This window comes from Aestuariivita sp., from assembly GCF_049276915.1.
GTDB lineage: Bacteria > Pseudomonadota > Alphaproteobacteria > Rhodobacterales > Rhodobacteraceae > Aestuariivita.
In genome coordinates, this window is the sequence record NZ_JBASXK010000062.1 from 16686 (window position 1) to 34104 (window position 17419).

14 protein-coding genes are annotated in these 17419 nt (G+C 61.9%); 3 read left to right on the forward strand and 11 right to left on the reverse strand.

The annotated features are described in order from the left end of the window. Positions 1-41 precede the first annotated feature (41 nt). The 9 genes from WAO69_RS06530 to WAO69_RS06570 all read right to left on the reverse strand — a co-directional run bounded on the left by WAO69_RS06530 (position 42) and on the right by WAO69_RS06570 (position 10190). Entirely contained in the window at positions 42-539 is a 498-nt protein-coding gene (locus tag WAO69_RS06530) for a GNAT family N-acetyltransferase (protein WP_422177249.1), read from the reverse strand. A 143-nt stretch (positions 540-682) separates the two neighbouring features. Further along, positions 683-1804: a phospho-N-acetylmuramoyl-pentapeptide-transferase gene (mraY, locus tag WAO69_RS06535; protein ID WP_422177251.1), complete on the reverse strand. Its 1122-nt coding sequence runs from the start codon at positions 1802-1804 to the stop codon at positions 683-685. 16 nt (positions 1805-1820) lie between these two features. After that, on the reverse strand, positions 1821-3269 hold the full coding sequence (locus WAO69_RS06540) for a UDP-N-acetylmuramoyl-tripeptide--D-alanyl-D-alanine ligase (RefSeq protein ID WP_422177253.1): 1449 nt from the start codon (positions 3267-3269) through the stop codon (positions 1821-1823). Then, positions 3266-4747, reverse strand: coding sequence for a UDP-N-acetylmuramoyl-L-alanyl-D-glutamate--2,6-diaminopimelate ligase (locus tag WAO69_RS06545; protein ID WP_422177255.1), 1482 nt, complete (start codon positions 4745-4747; stop codon positions 3266-3268). The genes WAO69_RS06540 and WAO69_RS06545 overlap by 4 nt, the downstream gene beginning before the upstream one ends. A 19-nt stretch (positions 4748-4766) precedes the next feature. Continuing rightward, positions 4767-6554, reverse strand: a complete 1788-nt coding sequence (locus WAO69_RS06550; protein ID WP_422177257.1) for a peptidoglycan D,D-transpeptidase FtsI family protein — start codon at positions 6552-6554, stop codon at positions 4767-4769. Beyond that, a complete protein-coding gene (ftsL, locus tag WAO69_RS06555; protein ID WP_422177259.1) occupies positions 6551-6916 on the reverse strand; it encodes a cell division protein FtsL in 366 nt (121 codons plus the stop codon). The genes WAO69_RS06550 and ftsL overlap by 4 nt, the downstream gene beginning before the upstream one ends. Then, entirely contained in the window at positions 6913-7908 is a 996-nt protein-coding gene (gene rsmH, locus WAO69_RS06560) for a 16S rRNA (cytosine(1402)-N(4))-methyltransferase RsmH (RefSeq protein ID WP_422177261.1), read from the reverse strand. The genes ftsL and rsmH overlap by 4 nt, the downstream gene beginning before the upstream one ends. A 4-nt stretch (positions 7909-7912) precedes the next feature. Then, positions 7913-8416 (reverse strand): division/cell wall cluster transcriptional repressor MraZ, encoded by a 504-nt coding sequence (gene mraZ, locus WAO69_RS06565; RefSeq protein ID WP_422177263.1) that lies wholly within the window; start codon positions 8414-8416, stop codon positions 7913-7915. Between the two features lie 703 nt (positions 8417-9119). After that, positions 9120-10190 carry an Mrp/NBP35 family ATP-binding protein gene (locus WAO69_RS06570; protein ID WP_422177265.1) on the reverse strand — a complete coding sequence of 357 codons (1071 nt, stop codon included), beginning with the start codon at positions 10188-10190 and terminating at the stop codon, positions 9120-9122. 223 nt (positions 10191-10413) lie between these two features. Between WAO69_RS06570 and WAO69_RS06575 the strand changes: the two genes are divergently transcribed. Beyond that, positions 10414-10629: a DUF1127 domain-containing protein gene (locus WAO69_RS06575; RefSeq protein WP_422177267.1), complete on the forward strand. Its 216-nt coding sequence runs from the start codon at positions 10414-10416 to the stop codon at positions 10627-10629. 321 nt (positions 10630-10950) lie between these two features. On the opposite strand, the gene WAO69_RS06580 is transcribed toward WAO69_RS06575, so the two are convergent. Then, positions 10951-13350, reverse strand: a complete 2400-nt coding sequence (locus WAO69_RS06580) for an ATP-dependent helicase (RefSeq protein ID WP_422177269.1) — start codon at positions 13348-13350, stop codon at positions 10951-10953. A gap of 167 nt (positions 13351-13517) precedes the next feature. On the opposite strand from WAO69_RS06580, the gene WAO69_RS06585 reads away from it, so the two are divergent. Further along, complete coding sequence (locus WAO69_RS06585) at positions 13518-14342, forward strand: glycosyltransferase (RefSeq protein ID WP_422177271.1); 825 nt, start codon at positions 13518-13520, stop codon at positions 14340-14342. Between the two features lie 32 nt (positions 14343-14374). Continuing rightward, a complete protein-coding gene (locus WAO69_RS06590; RefSeq protein ID WP_422177273.1) occupies positions 14375-15532 on the forward strand; it encodes an alpha-hydroxy acid oxidase in 1158 nt (385 codons plus the stop codon). A 40-nt stretch (positions 15533-15572) separates the two neighbouring features. Here WAO69_RS06590 and WAO69_RS06595 read toward each other — a convergent pair whose 3' ends face one another. Further along, the gene (locus tag WAO69_RS06595; RefSeq protein WP_422177275.1) at positions 15573-17003 is read right to left on the reverse strand and encodes a Glu/Leu/Phe/Val family dehydrogenase; all 1431 of its coding nucleotides are present in this window, start codon (positions 17001-17003) and stop codon (positions 15573-15575) included. Positions 17004-17419 lie beyond the last annotated feature (416 nt).

Here is a 17419-nt window from a genome sequence, read left to right on the forward strand (position 1 = left end):
CGCGCGATCTGACCGGGGCGGCGCGATCCTTGATCCGCTGGCTAAAGCGAACGCTCCATGAAGTAGACGTATTTGCGCCACTCATCCGGAAAACCCTGTGGATGCGGCATGTCGACGAAACCGGTCCTTTCATACATCGCTCTTGCATGGGTCAAGAACTTTGCCGAAGAGAACATTACCTTTTCATAGCCGTCCAACATCATCTGTTCGAACATTCTGTCCAACATCAATCGACCCAAACCGTGACCCCTGCCTTCTTCGCTCACGAACATTCGGTTGAATTCAGCGACACCCGGACCTGCCTCGGCGTACATGACGCATCCCTCGGGTTTTCCATTCACCGATGCGATCAGGATGCCACCTTGCGGACGTGCATGCAGGTCAGGCAAGGCCTCAATAACTGCCTGGAACCTTTCTGGGTCCATCGGATGGTCAGGCCCTTTCGGACGCCAATCGGCAGGATAGTTTTTCCAATGCCAGTCCAACCACTCGCGGCATAGTGCACGTGCGGCCTCGATGTCGGCTTCGTCATCGGCCATCCGAACCAAAATATCCGTCAATTTTACCGCCTCACTGCTCGATCACGATCTGGATGATCCCGTCGAAGGCAAAGGAAGTCAATCGCATGCCGCGTCTGGAAGCGGGCCTTGGTTGGCGAAAGTCGAACGGCAGGTTTATCCGCTTACCGGACCTTCAGCGTCGCCAGGCCAATCATCGCCAGGATCAACGAGATGATCCAGAAGCGGATCACGATCTGGGGCTCGGCCCAGCCTTTTTTCTCGTAGTGGTGGTGGATCGGGGCCATCAGGAACACGCGTTTTCCGGTAGCCTTGAAATACAGCACCTGGATGATGACCGAGAGTGCCTCGACCACGAAAAGCCCGCCGACCACGGCCAGGACCAGCTCGTGTTTGGTGGCCACCGCGATGGCCCCCAGGGCTCCGCCCAGGGCCAGGGATCCGGTATCGCCCATGAACACCGCAGCGGGTGGTGCGTTATACCACAAGAAGCCGAGGCCTCCGCCGAAGATGCCGGCACAGAAGATCATGATCTCGCCGGTGCCCGGCACATAGTGCACGTCCAGATAGTCGGTGAAATCGACGCGCCCCACCGCATAGGCGATGATGCCAAGCGTTCCGGCGGCGATCATCACCGGCATGATGGCCAGACCGTCCAGACCATCCGTCAGGTTGACCGCATTGGCCGAGCCGACAATCACGATCATGCCGAAGGGGATGAACAACAGCCCCATGTTCAGCAGCACATCCTTGAACACCGGCAGGGCCAGACGCCCGGAGAGCGCCTGGTAATCGGCGACGCGCGCCATCAGATCCGCATCGTTCATGGCGTGAATGGACATCGCCCAATAGGTGGCGATCCCGGCTATCGTGAACCCCGCCAGAAGCCGCACCCGTCCCGAAACGCCCTTGTGATTGCCCTTGGAGACCTTGGCGTAATCATCCAGAAAACCGATCAGCCCGAAGCTGAGGGTGACGAACAGCACCAGCCAGACAAAGGGATTGTCCAGCCGCGCCCACAGCAGTGTCGAGGTGGTCAGCGCCCCCACGATCAGCAAACCGCCCATGGTCGGCGTGCCGGCCTTGGCGAAATGGCTTTCGGGGCCATCATCGCGGATGGGCTGGCCCTTGCCCTGGCGTTTGCGCAGCACGTTGATGAGGGGGCGACCAAAGAGAAAGCCGAAGATCAGCGCCGTCAGGAAGGCTCCACCCGCGCGAAAGGTGATATAGCGAAAGAGGTTGAAAAAGTCCCCTCCGTCCGACAGCGCGGTCAACCAATAGAGCATTAAGCTGCTTCCTTACTCATTCGTATTGTGGGTCGGCATCGTCAAGGCCTGCGCCATGACCCATTTTGCGGATCACGTCAACGACACCGCCAAGCCCGGTCGACAGCGAGGCCTTGACCAGAACCACGTCTCCGCTGTCCAGCCGGGCGCGGATACTGGCAGCCATCTGATCGGCGGTTTCGCAATGCAAGCCGCGTTTGCCCTCGGGAAGGGCGGCATGAAGCGCGCCCATCAGGGGGCCGACGCAATGCACGGTGTCTATGCTGTCCATGGCGTCAAGGCTGGCCAGTTCGGCGTGCATCGCGCTCTCGGTCGGGCCCAGTTCCTTCATGTCGCCCAGAATGGCGATGCGGCGGCCCTTGCTGACGCGGCCGGTTTCGTCGCGGGGCTCGGAGGCGGCCAGCACATCCAGTGCGGCCTTCATCGAGGTCGGGTTCGCGTTGTAGCTGTCGTCGATGAGCGTGAGTGTCAGATCCTCGTCAACGGGATCGAGGTGGATCGTTTCCTGCACGCCGCGCCCCCTGTAGGGGGACCAGCGGCCAAGGGCATGGGTCGCCAGCGCCATGTCAGCGCCCAGAGCCGCGACACAGGCCAATGCGCCCAGCGCGTTCATCGCGAAATGCGCCCCGGGTGTGGCGAGTTTGAACAGGAGCGGGTCCTGACCGGCCATGGCGCGCACCACGGTGACAGAGCCCTGCACCTGAACGTCGGTCAGCTTGAAGTCAAAGCCATGCCAGCCAAAGCCGATATCGCGGGCTTTCAGATCATGCGCCTTGGCCTGAAGGATCGCGGCATGTTCGATATCGTTGTTCAGTACGGCCACGCCATTTGGCACCAGACCTTCCAGAATCGAGGCCTTTTCCACGGCGATGCCCGCGATGTTCTCGAAGGCTTCGAGATGGGCGGCACCGACGGTGGTGATCATGGCCACATGCGGTTGGGCCATTCTGGCGAGAGGCGCGATTTCTCCGGGGTGGTTCATGCCGATCTCGATCACGGCATATTGCGTGTCGCGCGGCATGCGCGCCAGTGTCAGGGGCACGCCCCAGTGGTTGTTGTAGCTGGCGACCGAGGCATGGGTTTTGCCCTGGTTGGACAGCATCTGCGCCAGCATCTCCTTGGTCGAGGTCTTGCCGACAGAACCGGTGATGGCGACCACCCTGGCCCGGGTGCGGGCGCGCCCGGCGCGGCCCAGCGCTTCGAGGGCTGTTTGCACATCCTCCACCACCAGCAGCGGGGCGTCCTGTGCGACATCTTCGGGGCGGCGCGACACAATCGCGGCCCCTGCCCCTTTGGCCAGCGCCTGGGCGACAAAGTCGTGACCGTCGCGCGCCGCCGTCAGGGCGACGAACAGATCGCCCGGCTCAAGAGTGCGGGTGTCGATGGAAATACCCGTCACCGACCAGTCGCCCTGCGCCGTGCCGCCCGTAGCCGTTACGGCCTCGGATGCTGTCCAAAGTGTCATGCGATCCCTCTGTCAAGTGCGGCCACGGCAACGCTGGCCTGTTCTACATCGTCAAACGGAAGGATATCGTCGCCGATGATCTGGCCGGTCTCGTGGCCCTTGCCCGCGATCAGCAGCGCATCCCCCGGACCCAGAGCATCGACCCCGCGCAGGATCGCTTCGGCGCGGTCGCCGACTTCGATCGCATCCGGTGCGCCGGCCAGAACGGCGGCGCGGATGGCGGCGGGATCTTCGCTGCGCGGGTTGTCATCTGTCACAAAGACCAGATCGGCGTTTTCCTGAGCCGCCTGCCCCATGAGAGGCCGTTTGGTCGTGTCGCGATCTCCGCCGGCACCGATGATGGCGACCAGGCGACCGATCACATGGGGTCGCAAGGCCGACAGCGCGGTCGAGACCGCATCGGGCGTATGGGCATAATCGACATAGACGGCGGCACCGTTGTCGCGCGTGGCGGCCAGTTGCATGCGCCCGCGCACGGTTGTCAGATGCCGCAGGGTGTCAAAGACTCGTTCGGGTTCTTCCCCGGCAGCGATCACCAGCCCGCAGGCCAGCAGGATGTTTTCCGCCTGAAACCCGCCGATCAGGTTCAGCCGCGCCATGTGCGGATCCCCGCGCCATGAAAAGCGCAGATCCTGCCCGGTCGCGTCGAACCGCTGACCCAGCAGGTTCAGATCGCCCATGCCGTGCCCGACGGTGATGATGTCTTGCCCGCGTGCGGCTGCGATGGCGCGCATCTCGACCCCCTTGGGATCGTCGAGATTGATCACCGCGGTGCCGTCTTCGGGCAGCACGCGGCGGAACAGTGCGGCTTTGGCCGCGAAGTAATCCTCGAAGGTCTCGTGATAATCGAGGTGATCCTGCGTGAGGTTGGAAAAGCCCGCGGCGACAAGCTGCACACCATCCAGACGGCGCTGTTCCAGACCGTGGCTCGAGGCCTCCATGGCACAATAGGTGATGCCATGGGCGGCAGCCTCGGCCAGGGTGCGATGCAGGGTGATGGGTTCTGGGGTGGTATGGGCCAGCGAGGCGGTCCAGGCCCCTTCGACGCCCGTGGTGCCCAGGTTTATGGCCTGGTGACCAAGTTCGATCCAGATCTGGCGCACGAAACTGGCGATGGAGGTCTTGCCGTTTGTCCCGGTGACGGCCACGATGGTGGCAGGCTGCGCGCCGAACCAGAGGGCGGCGGTGAAGGCCAGCGTCTGGCGCGGATCATCGGTGACGATCAGAGCGGCCTGCGAGGCGGCGAGCTCGCTTTGCGCAATTGCAGCACCTTCGGCGTCCGTGAGGATCGCACAGGCTCCCTGGCGCAAAGCGAAAGGAATGAATTCGCCGCCATGCACGCGGGTTCCCGGCAGGGCCGCGAAGAGAAACCCATCTTTGACAGCGCGGCTGTCCACGGCAAGGCCGGTGATTTCGGGGTCGCGCCCGCCCTGGGCCGTCAGAGCCAACTGGCTGAGTGTCTGTGACGGTCTGCCCATATGCCCCTGCTTGCCCGTATCAGTTTGATGTGAGCGTTATACCAGTCACCGGGCGGGGCTCAACCTCCGGTCTGATACCCAGAAGCGGGGCAATGCGCGCGATCATTTCGGCGGCAATCGGCACAGCCGTCCAGCCCGCAGTCCGGCGCGGCTTGTCGCCCGAAGTTTCAACCGGCTCGTCCAGCGTGACCACAAGCACATACTTGGGATTGCTTGCAGGGAAGAACGAGGCGAAGGTCGCGATCACCTTATCCTCGTAATATCCGCCGCCACGGGGCTTTGGCTTGTCGGCGGTGCCGGTTTTGCCGCCCACCGGATAGCCCGGCACACGGGCAAAGCTGGCGGTGCCGTCTGTCACCACCTTGCGCAGGATGACCTGCGAGGCCTTTGCAGTTTCGCGGGACATGACGCGCGGCCCGTATTGCGGGCCCTCCTGTTTCAGGATCGTCGGGCTGACGTAATGCCCGCCATTGGCAATCGCGGCATAGCCTGCTGCCAGATGCATCGGGGTGGTCGACAGACCATGGCCATAGGAGATGGTCACCGTGCTCAACTCGCCCCAGCGCTCGGGATAGAGCGGCTGGCCGCCATTGGCTTCGACGATTTCGAACGGGGTCGGATCAAGCATGCCCAGATCATGCAGGAAGGATTTCTGCCGCGCGCCACCGATCTGCATGGCCAGACGGCCCGTGCCGCGGTTGGAGCTGTGCACGATGATGTCGGCGACGCTGAGCTTTCCGTAATTCTTGTTGCGGAATTCTCCGATGGTAAAACCGCCGACCCGCATGGGGCCAGAGGTGTCGATGATGGTTTCGGCATTCACCAGGCCCAGTTCGATGGCCTGAGCGGCGGCGAAGATCTTGTGAGTGGACCCCAGTTCATAAACGCCCTGTACGGCCCGGTTGAACAGCGGGCTGTCAGCGGGTTCGCCTTCGGTGGGCGGGCGGGGTCTGTCATTGGGGTCAAAATCCGGCAGGCTGACGACCGAAATGACTTCGCCCGTGTGCACATCCATCAGGATCGAGGTTGCCCCCTTGGCATTCATCAGCTTCATGCCGCCCCAGAGCACGCGCTCGGCGGCGGCCTGAATGGTGAGATGCAGCGACAATTCAAGCGGTTTGCCGCCATTTGCCGGATCTCGAAGGAATTTGTCGAATTGCTTTTCGACACCGGCCACGCCAATGACTTCGGCGGCGCTGACGCCCTCTTTGCCGAAGGACGCGCCGCCCAGAACATGGGCTGCAAGACGTCCATTGGGGTAAAGGCGCATCTCGCGCGGGCCAAAGAGCAGGCCGGGTTCGCCCAGATCATGCACGGCCTGCTTTTGTTCGGGGCTGATCGTGCGCTTGACCCAGACGAACTTGCGATTGCCGGTGAACTGACGGTTCAGGCGCTCGCGGTCCAGATCGGGGAAAATCTCGGCCAGCTTTTCGGCGGCACCTGCCGGGTCGATCATCTGATGGGGTTGCGCGTAAAGCGCGTGTGTTTCGAAATTCGTCGCCAGGATATTGCCGTTGCGATCCACGATATCCGCGCGTTGGGTCGCGATCTGGGCACCGGGGGCCTGGGCGCGCGGTTCGGTCGGCTCGGAGGAGGCGACAAGAGCCATGCGGCCACCAATCACCACAAAGGCACACAGAAAGAACAGGCCCAGCACCAGAAGGCGGCTTTCGGCACGATGGCGGGCACGATCCTGCATTTGTTCATGACGCAGGCGAATGTTCTCGCGTTCGATCGCGTCGGGGTTTTCGCCTTTGCGGCGGGCTTCGAGAACGCGGGCCAAGGGGCGCAGGGGCGTGCGGATCATGGCAGAACCTCTCCTGATTGACCCATGTGGCCCCGGTTCATCACCTCGATCGGGTTGGTGATGGCCAATGGCTCATCCGGCGGAAACGCCACCTCGTCCACGCGGCCGAACTGATCGGCGCGCAGCGGAAGCAGACCCAGGCGGTCGAAATTCAGGTCCGCCAGTTCGCGCAGCCGGTCGGGACGGTTCAGATAGGCCCATTCGGCGCGCAGCATGTTGAGCTTGGTGTGGGCATTGCCAACCTGACGCTGCACGGACTGGAGTTGATCAAGCGAGGCCTGGGTCTTGTAGTTCTCGCGGTAGGCCCAGAACGCAAGCCCCATCACACAGACCGCTGTGAGGATATAGAGAAAGCTCTTCATCTCCGGGACGTCTCCAGAACCGGCATTCCGATGGATTTGGGATCAATCGCGCCACTTGGCGCATTCGTGCGCAGACCGACGCGCAGCTTGGCCGAGCGCGAGCGCGGGTTTTCGTCAAGCTCCCGAGGGTCCGGACCGATGGCCTTGCGCGATTTCAGCGTGAATTGCGGCGCGTCTTCAGCCGTTTCGGGCGCATAGCGATTGGCGCGACCCGCCTGCCCCGAGCGCGCCTGAAAGAAGCGTTTGACCATGCGGTCCTCGATGGAATGGAAGGTCACGACAGCCAGTTGGCCGCCCGGTTTCAACGCCCGTTCGGCAGCCATAAGCCCATGAAAAAGCTCGCCATATTCGTCGTTTACCGCGATGCGCAGCGCCTGGAAGCTGCGGGTGGCGGGATGGCTCTGGTTTGGCTTGGCGCGGGGCAGACAGCCTTCGATGATGCTGGCAAGGCGCAGGGTGGTGGTGATCGGGGCCTCGGCGCGGGCACGGCCTATGGCGCGCGCAATGCGTCGGCTCGCGCGTTCTTCGCCGTATTGAAACAGGATGTTGGCCAGGTCTTCTTCCTCGGCCCCATTCACCAGATCTGCCGCCGAGGGACCGTCCTGGGACATGCGCATATCAAGCGGTCCGTCGCGCATGAAGGAAAAGCCGCGATCGGCCTGATCGAGCTGCATCGAGGAGACGCCCAGATCAAGCACCACACCGTCAAGATCGCTGGCGTATTCGTCCATACGTGAAAACACGCCGTGTTGCATGACCAGCCGATCGCCGTATTGCGCGGCCCAGCCTGCGGCCATTTCAAAAGCAAGCGGATCACGGTCGACCGCGATCACGCGCTCGGCTCCGGCGTCCAGCAGGGCCCGGGTATAGCCGCCCGCGCCAAACGTGCCGTCAAGCCAGACACCCGCAACAGGAGAAATCGCGTCCAGCAAGGGGCGCAGCAGAACGGGAACATGAGAGGAGCTGTCGTCGAGGCGCTCTGCAGCAGCCATCGCCTTACTCCCCCCCCACACCGTCAAGAAAGATGAGCGGATCGACATCGTCGGGCAATTCATCCAGCCAGGCTTCGGTGCGGGCGAGTTCGACGGCTTCGAATGTTTCGGGTCTCCAGATCTGGAACGTGTCGCCGGCAGCGATGAAAAATGCCTCATCCTCGAGGCCGATCTTGGCGCGCAGCTTGGCGGGAAGCACAAGTCGGCCTGTCTCATCCACGGATGTCGGGAGCGATTGGCCCTGAAAGAGGGTTTGCAGCATCTTGCGTTCGACAGCGCCGCGCGGCAGGCGGTCGATCTTTTCATCGACCTCCTCGATGGCCTGCATGGTATAGCATTCCAGATAGGCGCGGCGGTGATCGCCATAGACGATGACCAGTTCGGGAAACTTGCCGGATTCCCAGTTGGGATCAGAGGCTTCGAGAACACGACGAAACGAGGCAGGGATCGACACCCGGCCCTTGCTGTCCACCTTGTGGCGGCTTTCGCCTCTGAACCTTTTTGCCAAGGTCCCGTCCCTTTTTATCGCGCCCCCGCGAATGTGTCCCCGTTTGAAGAGAAAACGGCGGGCTGATCAGCTGCCATTGATCAACCCGCCGCCCTCGTCTCGCTTAGCGGGGTGTGTCCAGCTGCGCGCGCCACCTGGGGGGATGTCTGCTCGCCCGCGCGCCGGATCTCAGTGTCTGATGAAGAGTGGTTGCCTGTATGAAACCATTTTTTTGCTTTTTGGGGTCGTTTGGTGCCCCGAGTACCGTGTCCTCATCCGATGCATAAGGGATGCCATGGGATTTCATGGAAATCAACAGGTTTTTGTGGGAATTCTTACTGCATGTTGCTTTGGGCGAGGCTGAAAAACAACATGTTGTGGGGATTAGGCCCGAATATGTGGCTCAAATTGTGGCCTGAATCATTCCGGACACTAAATGTGGTATTGCATAGGTGGTGCAGAAAATTCCCGCGATTTCCCAGAAATTTTGAAAATCTGCCCGAGTGGGTCCGAAATCACCACGATGGATGCAGAATTTCGCAAGAAAATTTCGGGAGAAACCGATGTGATTCGCCTCAAATCCCACAGTTCGGACAGGCTGGACCCATGATTTCCCATGTCGCCCATGAGATCCCGTGACCGGGACCGAGATGCGTCAAGGCCGCGGCCCTTCAGGGTGCGGCCAGGCAGATTTCATCGCTGCGTGCTCTTGGGCGAGCGGCGGTTATGCCATGCCGCCGCGGATCAGACCCTGGGCGATGCGGGCATAGGCCTGTGCCATCGGGCTGTCGCCCACGGCAATCGGTGTGCCGCCATCGCCGGCCAGACGGGTTTCGAGATCAATCGGAAGCGCACCCAGAAGCGGCACGCCCATCTTCTGCGCCTCGGCGGCAACCCCGCCCTGCCCGAAGATCTCATGCTCGGCACCGCAATCGGGACAGATGAACATCGACATGTTCTCGATCAGGCCAAGCACCGGTGTCTTGAGCGTCTCGAACATGTTGAGCGCCTTGCGCGCATCCAGCAGGGCGACATCCTGCGGGGTGGAGACCACGATCGCGCCGGTCAGCTGGGTCTTGGTGCACAGGGTAAGCTGCACATCCCCCGTGCCGGGCGGCAGATCGACCAGAAGCACATCAAGCTCGCCCCATTCGACCTGACCCAACATCTGTTGCAGCGCGCCCATCAGCATCGGGCCGCGCCAGATCACGGCCTTGCTCTCGTCCAGCATGAAACCGATGGACATCAACGTGACGCCATGGGCGTGCAGCGGAATGATCGTTTTGCCGTCCGGACTGGCGGGGCGTTTGTTGATACCCATCATCCGGGGCTGGCTGGGACCATATATATCTGCGTCAAGCAAGCCGACCTTGCGCCCGGCCTTGGCCAGGGCAACCGCGAGATTGGCAGAGACGGTGGATTTGCCCACCCCGCCCTTGCCCGAGCCAATGGCCAGGATGCGCTGCACACCGGAGGGTTTGGTGGGTCCGTCCTGTGGCTTGGGGTGGCCGCCGATCTTGAGGCTGGGCGCGGGTGGCTTTTCCGCCGGGCCATGGGCTGTGAGCACGACCGAGGCTCTTGACACGCCATCCAGTTGCGACACGGCCGCCTCGACAGCCTTGCGCAAAGGCTCCATCTGCTGCGCGATGGCGGCACTTGGGGCTTCGATCACAAAGCGGACCACATCCCCCTCGATCGCAAGCGCACGAATCATGTCGCGCGATATCAGCGTGCCCCCGTCGGGAAGCGCGAAGCGATCCAGTGCTGCTTCGACCTGTGCCTTGGAAATTCCCATATCGCCCCTCATGTTCTCTGACTGCCCCTTTAAGTGGCACTGGCCCCGCGATGCGCAAGGCGCGCGCCCCCCTGTTGCCCGAAAAAAGGCGGGCTGCCCAGAAAAGGTGCATTTGACCCATGCATTTGCTGCATAGCAGCAATTCAGCCTCGTCTATTGTGCAACTGCAGCATAATCCTATTCTTATTACACAAGGCAACAACAGTCCGGATGGAGCAGCCCGATGACAACACTAACCCAGATATCGACGATCGCCTATGGTGGTGACTCGCGACTGGCGTCTGTCCTGTCTGAAACGCGCGCCGTTGTCGCACGGTGGCGTCTGTTTCACCAGACCCTGTCCGAACTGGCAGCGTTGTCGAACCGGGAACTGCCCGATCTGGGTCTGCACCGGTCCGAATTGAAACGCACCGCTCTGGAGGCTGTTTACACGAGTTAATCGAGATCAGGTCCCTCTCCTCCTCCCTGGGATCTGTTATCTGCGGCGGCATCGCTTCTCCTCCCTAGATGCCGCCGCCTTTTACAACCGCCGGGTTCGCCCGGCAAAAGATAGGCACCGGGACCTCTCCTCCTCCCTGGTTTTGGTGACCTTATTGCGCGCGGCCCGCTCCTCCTCCCTAGGGTGCGCGTGCAGACAAAACGGCGGCCCCGCCTCCCTGGGGTCGCCGTTTCTTTTTCTGGGATGTGCCGGAGCGAGGGTTTGGGGCGACCAATTCACGCCTGTGCCGGGGCAGGTTTCACACCCCGGAGGTGGCGTCGATCAGAACGGAATGTCGTCGCTGGAGGAAATATAGGACGAGATGACTTTCTTGATTCCGGCTTTTTCAAAGTCGATTTCAAGTTTGTCGCCTTCGATCCCGAGGATCGCGCCATAGCCGAATTTCTGATGAAACACGCGCTCGCCCAGGGTAAAGGCGGAAATCGCGGTGGCGTCAATCACGGTGTTGCGGGTTTCGCGGGGCTGGGAAATGCTTCGTTCGCTGGCGCGGGCCTGCAGGCGTTTCCAGCCCGGGGAGTTGTAGACATCGGCCTTGGCCACGCGCGCCTCGAGGCCACCCGTTGTCGCGGCCATGCCGGCCGCCCCATAGCCACCACCGTAAAGCCCCGGAGGGGTGAGCACATCCACATGCTCCTGCGGGAGTTCGTCGATGAAGCGCGAGGGGAGTTGCGATTGCCACTGGCCAAAGACCAGCCGGTTGCCCGCAAAGGAGATCGTGCAGATCTCTTCGGCGCGGGTGATGCCGACATAGGCCAGCCTGCGTTCCTCTTCGAGGCCCTTGATACCGGATTCGTCCATGGAGCGTTGTGACGGGAACAGCCCGTCCTCCCAACCCGGCAGGAAGACTGCGGGGAACTCCAGACCCTTTGCAGCATGCAGGGTCATGATCGACACTTTTTCATCCGCATCGGATTTGTCATTGTCCATGACCAGCGCGATATGTTCGAGGAACCCCTGCAGGTTCTCGAACTGCTCGAGCGCCTTGACAAGTTCCTTGAGGTTTTCCAGACGCCCCGGCGCTTCGGGGGTTTTGTCGTTCTGCCACATGGTGGTGTAGCCGCTTTCGTCCAGGATGATCTCGGCCAGCTCCACATGGGTGGTGTCCTTGTCGCCCGTCATCCGACCCCAGCGTGCGATATCATCGACTAGGGTCTGCAACTCGCTGCCGCCCTTGCCCTTGATCAACCCGCCCTGCACCGCAAGCCGCGCGCCTTCGATCAGGCTGACGCCATTGGCGCGCGCTGTCATCTGGATGGTCTGCTGCGCCTTGTCGCCAAGCCCGCGCTTGGGTGTGTTCACGATCCGCTCGAACGCCAGATCATCATCCGGGCTGGTGACGATGCGGAAATAGGCCATGGCATCGCGGATCTCCATCCGCTCGTAAAACCGCGGCCCGCCGATCACGCGGTACGGCAATCCGATGGTCAGGAAGCGGTCCTCGAAGGCGCGCATCTGGTGCGAGGCGCGCACGAGAATGGCCATGTCATTCAGACTGTAGGGGCGCAGGCCGCGCGTGCCGCGTTGCATCGACTCGATCTCTTCGCCGATCCAGCGGGCTTCTTCCTCGCCGTCCCAATGGCCGATCAGGCGGACTTTCTCGCCATCTTCGGCTTCGGTCCAGAGTTCCTTGCCCAGACGCCCCGCATTGCCCCGGATCACCCCGGAGGCCGCTGCAAGGATATGCGGGGTCGAGCGGTAATTCTGTTCCAGCCGCACCACATGGGCACCGGGGAAATCCTTTTCGAACCGCAGGATGTTGCCCACCTCGGCGCCGCGCCAGCCATAGATCGACTGATCGTCATCGCCCACGCAACAGATGTTCCTGTGACCGCCCGCCAGCAGGCGCAGCCACATGTATTGGGCGACGTTGGTGTCCTGATACTCGTCCACCAGGATGAAGCGGAACCAGCGCTGGTACTGGCTGAGCACATCGGGGTGATTCTGGAAGATCGTAAGCATATGCAGCAGCAGATCGCCGAAATCGACCGCGTTCAGTTCGATCAGGCGGCGCTGGTACTGGGCGTAAAGCGCCACACCCTTGTTGTTATAGGCCCCCGCATCCGCCGCGGGCACCTTGTCGGGCGTCAGCGCGCGGTTCTTCCAGCCGTCGATGATCGAGGCAAGCTGGCGCGCGGGCCAGCGTTTGTCATCAATACCCGAGGCCGAGACCAGTTGCTTGAGCAGGCGCAGTTGATCGTCGGTGTCCAGAATGGTGAAGTTCGATTTGAGATGCACGGGCGGGCGCGCTGCCGTCACCAGATCTCCTTCGGAGGGTATGGCGATCAGTTCCGCATGCCGGCGCAGCAGTTTCACGCAGATCGCATGAAATGTGCCCAGCCAGGGCATGCCCTCGACCGCCTGGCCCAGCATGGAGCCCACACGCTCCTTCATCTCGCGCGCGGCCTTGTTGGTAAAGGTGACGGCAAGGATCTCATTGGGGCGCGCATTGCCGGTATTGAGCAGATGCACGATCCGCGCCGTCAAAGCGCGCGTCTTGCCCGTCCCGGCCCCGGCCAGCATCAGCACCGGGCCTTCCATCACCTCAACCGCCTGGCGCTGAGCGGGATTCAACCCGTCAAGATAGGGCGCTGGCCGCGCGGCCATGGCGCGGGCAGACAGTGAGGCCCCCTCGAAGGCGTCCATGTCATCAAAACTGCTCATGCGCGCGATCCTACTCTGGCCGGGCGGCAAGGAAAAGACAGAAGTTCGCCAATTGTTCCCGACCCGGCATCGCGGCACAAAGGCCGATACCAACCCTTGCCGCATGATGGGCGCATCGGTTAGGTTTTGGGCAAACCCGAGCAGACACATCTCAAAGGCATCTTGCAATGAACCCCGGCCTGCAAATGATTTTCCAGACCCGCTATTCCTATCTGGGTGCGTCGGGATGGCAATCAGAGCCAAGCAAGCAGAAAGAGCTGCTGCTTGATCCTGCGCGGCTGGCCAAGCGGTTTGCGCTGTTCGAAAAAATGAACCTTGCATCTCTGCGCGATCAGACGGATCGCGATTTCAAGTTGCTGCTGCTCACATCGGCCGAACTGCCCGAGGATCATCTGAGGCTGGTGACCGAGGCCTGCCATGACATGATCGGTGCAGACCGTACGATCATCCTGCAGCGCGGTCCGGCTGCTGCGGGGCGCATGTTGATGAAATACGTCCGCAACAACATGAACACCTCCGAGCATGCCGCGCAGATCGTTCTGGATGATGATGCGGTATCCGTTGATTTCGTGGCGCGGTGCCGCGCGGAGGCCGAATTCGCCATCACCCAGTTCACACCGGAACAGCCCTGCTGCTATTTGTCCTTTGCAACCGGGCTGACCGGCTTGTTCCACCAGGATGGCGGGGTCGATCTGATCCCGCGCGAGATGCCCTTTACCAATCTGGGACTGGCGCTTGTGGGACCAACGAGCATTCGCAAGAACCCGTTCATGTTGGCGCATAAGAAGGTGGCGCGCCGCCATGCGGTGCGAGTGTTTCATGAACAGCGGCCGTTTTTCATCCGTGCCATTCACGACACCAACGACAGCCGCGGTCATCGAGGAGACATCTTGCTTGAGGCCGAGGGGGTGCAGAACGCGATGGCTTGGTTCCCGCTTCTGAAAGATCTAGATCTGGTAAAGCTGCGCGACGGCGCGCAGGCTGCCGAGTAGCGGCACCCTCACCCTGAACGACGGCATTTTGAATGAATTTGGACGCGAAATACCCCGGTCTTGCGGATCTCAGACGGGCTGCGCGCATGCGCCTGCCGAAATTCGTCTGGGAATATCTGGACAGCGCAACCGGCGATGAGACCACGAAGGCGCGCAATCGCGCAGGGTTGGATCGCGTCGGGCTGATGCCGTCGATCCTGCACGGAGAGTTCACGCCCGACCTGTCGACGACATTTCTGGGTCAGACGCTGCCAGTGCCCTTTGGCATCGCACCCGTGGGCATGTCCGGCCTGATCTGGCCGGATGCCGAAGGCCATCTTGCCCGCGCCGGGAAACGGCACGGCTTGCCCTATACATTGTCCACCGTCGCCAGCCAGAGCCCCGAGGATGTGGCACCGCATCTGGGGCAACAGGCGTGGTTTCAGCTGTATCCGCCGCGCGACGAAGAGATCCGGCGCGATATGCTGGCGCGCGCGCGCGATGCGGGGTTTTCGACGCTGGTGCTGACCGTGGATGTTCCTGTGGCCTCGCGGCGCGAACGCCAGACCCGGTCGGGTCTGACCCAGCCCCCCCGGCTGACACCAAGGCTGCTGGCGCAGGTGGCCATGCGGCCGGCCTGGGCGATGGGCATGGCGCGGCGCGGCATGCCGCATATGCGGATGCTGGACAAGTATTCCAGCGCCGGGGGCCAGAACCTGCCGCCCACAGCCCATGTCGGCTACTTGCTGCGCACCTCACCGGACTGGGCCTATCTGCGCTGGCTGCGCGATCACTGGGAGGGGCCATTGATCGTCAAGGGCGTGCTGCGCGCCTCTGATTGCGCGCCGCTGAAAGAGGCCGGGGCGGATGCGATCTGGATCTCGAACCACGCCGGACGCCAGTTTGACGGGGCACCGGCAACGATTGATGTCCTGCCTGCGATCCGCGCTGCAACGGATCTGCCGATCATCTTCGACAGCGGGATCGAAGGGGGGCTCGATATCCTGCGTGCGCTGGCCTGTGGGGCGGATTTCGTGATGCTGGGGCGGGCCTGGCATATCGCGCTGGCGGCCCTTGGCGAGGCGGGGCCGGATCACCTGTTTGATGTTTTGTGCAAGGACATGGTTGCGAACATGGGCCAGTTGGGCGCGCGCAGTCTGGCCGAGCTGCCCGAACCGATCGCCCTTCCTGCGGCGTCTTCGCAGAGCTGAAGGGATCGCCAGAGCGGGGCCCGCCCTGGCGCAGCAGAGTCTACAGACCCTTGGCGCGATAGCTTGCAGCGACCTTTCCGATGGCAACAAGATAGGCGGCCGTGCGCAGGTCGCTCACATCGTCGCGTTCGTGCCAGACTTCGCTCATGGATTGATAGGCGATGCGCATCGTATCATCGAGCCCGGATCGCACCAGCTCAAGCTCATCCGCTCCGCGCAGGTATTTCTGCTTGAAGTCGGGCGATAGCGTCCAGCCGATGCCGCTGTCCGCGCTCAGCCGCTCGAGTTCATCAATCACCAACTGATGGCGCGATTCCTCCTGACGGCGCTGCATGCGGCCGAAACGGATATGGCTGAGGTTCTTGACCCATTCAAAGTAGGACACCGTCACACCGCCCGCATTCGCATACATGTCCGGGATGATCACGGTGCCCTTCTGGCGCAGGATGTCATCGGCACCTGCCGTGATCGGCCCATTGGCAGCCTCGATGATCAGGGGGGCCTTGATCCGGTCGGCGTTTTCAAGATTGATCACCCCCTCAAGAGCCGCAGGGATCAGGATATCACACTCCTCCTCCATGACGCTGGCACCCTTGGCGGTATGGGCGGCATCCGGGAACCCGGTGACCCCGCCATGCCCCACGATCCAGTTGCGCACCGCATTCACATCCAGCCCGTTTGGATTGAACAAGGCCCCGTCGCGTTCGATGATGCCGGTGATGATCGCCCCGTCTTCTTCCATCAGGAACCTGGCTGCGTGATAGCCCACATTTCCAAGGCCCTGCACGATGACCCGCTTGCCCTCAAGGGATCCGGTCAGGCCCGCTTTGGTCATGCCGTGCATGTCCCGAAAGAACTCGCGCAGGGCGTATTGCACACCGCGCCCCGTCGCCTCGATCCGGCCGGCGATACCGCCGGCATTCAGCGGCTTGCCCGTCACACAGGCGCGGGCATTGATGTCGGTGGTGTTCATGCGCGCATATTGATCCGCGATCCAGGCCATCTCCCTTTCGCTGGTGCCCATGTCGGGCGCGGGCACGTTCTGTGAGGGATGGATCAGGTCGCGCTTGATCAGCTCATAGGCGAAGCGGCGCGTGATCAGCTCAAGCTCATGTTCGTCATACTGGCGCGGGTCGATCCTGAGCCCGCCCTTGGAGCCGCCGAACGGTGCCTCGACCAGAGCACATTTATAGGTCATCAGCGCCGCCAGCGCCTCGACCTCGTCCTGATGCACGTTGGGCGCATAGCGAATGCCGCCCTTGACCGGTTCCATATGTTCGGAATGCACCGAACGATACCCCGTGAAGGTCTGCACCTGCCCGCGCAACCGCACGCCGAAGCGCACCGTATAGGTCGAATTGCACACGCGGATCTTTTCTTCCAGCCCGGGCGGGAGGTCCATCAGAGCCACCGCGCGGTTAAACATCAAATCCACGCTTTCACGGAAACTCGGTTCGGTCGGTGCGGTCATGTCCATGCAATCTGTCCCTGTTCGTTCCGCCCTGTTCGGGCCTGATGCCGATCTGAGTCGACCCCCTTCACTGCCTCGACACTATGTTGTTTTGGTAAAGACTTTGCCACTTTCTTGAGCACGTCCGGAATTTGCCGATCCCCGCCCAAAGGCGGCAGATCTTTGCACGCATTGTCCACAGGCCTGCAACAATGCGGCCAATCTGAACCATCTTTTGATAAGACTACATTCTAACCCCCTAAATTTGAACGCAAATTGGCCCATTTCCGCCATGTTCCGCCGCGATTACCCGTGGGCCGCAATGTATCCGGCAGCTCGAATTGTTCGGGCTTGCGAGAAAGGCGAGACGGGAATGACCAAGATTGACCGACACGTGACAGGAGCAACCGCTGATGCCCGTCCTATGAAGGGATTCA

What these genes read in the sequence shown, in the direction of transcription:
- WAO69_RS06540 (WP_422177253.1), bottom strand. Translation starts at nt 3,269, where the DNA reads ATGACACTTTGGACAGCATCCGAGGCCGTAACGGCTACGGGCGGCACG.
- WAO69_RS06545 (WP_422177255.1), bottom strand. Translation starts at nt 4,747, where the DNA reads ATGGGCAGACCGTCACAGACACTCAGCCAGTTGGCTCTGACGGCCCAG.
- WAO69_RS06550 (WP_422177257.1), bottom strand. Translation starts at nt 6,554, where the DNA reads ATGATCCGCACGCCCCTGCGCCCCTTGGCCCGCGTTCTCGAAGCCCGC.
- rsmH (WP_422177261.1), bottom strand. Translation starts at nt 7,908, where the DNA reads ATGGCTGCTGCAGAGCGCCTCGACGACAGCTCCTCTCATGTTCCCGTT.
- WAO69_RS06575 (WP_422177267.1), top strand. Translation starts at nt 10,414, where the DNA reads ATGACAACACTAACCCAGATATCGACGATCGCCTATGGTGGTGACTCG.
- WAO69_RS06595 (WP_422177275.1), bottom strand. Translation starts at nt 17,003, where the DNA reads ATGACCGCACCGACCGAACCGAGTTTCCGTGAAAGCGTGGATTTGATG.
- mraY (WP_422177251.1), bottom strand. Translation starts at nt 1,804, where the DNA reads ATGCTCTATTGGTTGACCGCGCTGTCGGACGGAGGGGACTTTTTCAAC.
- WAO69_RS06570 (WP_422177265.1), bottom strand. Translation starts at nt 10,190, where the DNA reads ATGGGAATTTCCAAGGCACAGGTCGAAGCAGCACTGGATCGCTTCGCG.
- ftsL (WP_422177259.1), bottom strand. Translation starts at nt 6,916, where the DNA reads ATGAAGAGCTTTCTCTATATCCTCACAGCGGTCTGTGTGATGGGGCTT.
- WAO69_RS06530 (WP_422177249.1), bottom strand. Translation starts at nt 539, where the DNA reads ATGGCCGATGACGAAGCCGACATCGAGGCCGCACGTGCACTATGCCGC.
- WAO69_RS06590 (WP_422177273.1), top strand. Translation starts at nt 14,375, where the DNA reads ATGAATTTGGACGCGAAATACCCCGGTCTTGCGGATCTCAGACGGGCT.
- WAO69_RS06585 (WP_422177271.1), top strand. Translation starts at nt 13,518, where the DNA reads ATGAACCCCGGCCTGCAAATGATTTTCCAGACCCGCTATTCCTATCTG.
- WAO69_RS06580 (WP_422177269.1), bottom strand. Translation starts at nt 13,350, where the DNA reads ATGAGCAGTTTTGATGACATGGACGCCTTCGAGGGGGCCTCACTGTCT.